The following is a 655-nucleotide window of genomic DNA, read 5'->3' as shown; positions in this document are numbered from 1 at the left end:
ACCACGGCAAACATGGCGGACCCGAGCTGATCCCTTCGTCGACGTATGGGAGAGCGAAGTCGTACCGCTGCTGCGCAGTGCGCCAACCTGATGGGCATCACGGTCCTGCGCAAGCTGCAGGATGATCACCCGGATCGTTATCCCGATAGCATGCGGCGCACGCTGGAGCGACGTATCCGCCAGTGGCGGCCCTTGAAGGGCCTACGCAGGAGGTGTTCTTCCCCCAGGAACATCAACCGGGCGTGCGCGGACTGTCAGACTTCACCGATATGAGCAAGCTGTGCGTGACGATCGGCGGCGCCCCATTCGGTCACCGGCTGTATCACTTCGTGCTGGCGTTCTCGCGCTGGGAGTACGCGAACGTTGTTGAGGGTGGCGAGAGTTTCGAGGCCCTCGCAGCGGGATTGCAGAACGCGCTATGGCAGGCCGGCGGTTGCCCGCGCGAACATCGTTCTGACAGCCTGTCGGCTGCCTTCAAGAATCTGACAGAGCAGGAGGACTTCACGAAGCGTTACGCAGCGCTACTTGACCATTACGGCATGGAGGGCACGCGCAACAATCGTGGCCTGGGTCACGAGAACGGCAGCGTGGAATCCTCGCATCGGTATCTGAAGGAAGCGGTCGACCAGGCCTTGATGCTTCGCGGCCATCGCGA

Annotated in this window: 1 pseudogene; it reads left to right on the top strand. The window is 62.1% G+C overall.

Annotated elements, in window-relative coordinates:
- Nucleotides 1-655 (top strand): annotated as a pseudogene (gene istA / locus AB6804_RS31930) (IS21 family transposase); the annotation flags it as partial.

This window comes from Caballeronia sp. RCC_10 (assembly GCF_041360715.1).
Taxonomy (GTDB): Bacteria; Pseudomonadota; Gammaproteobacteria; order Burkholderiales; family Burkholderiaceae; genus Caballeronia; species Caballeronia grimmiae.
Note: the sequence above shows the minus strand (reverse complement) of the source record. Positions and strands in the feature narration are given on the sequence as shown.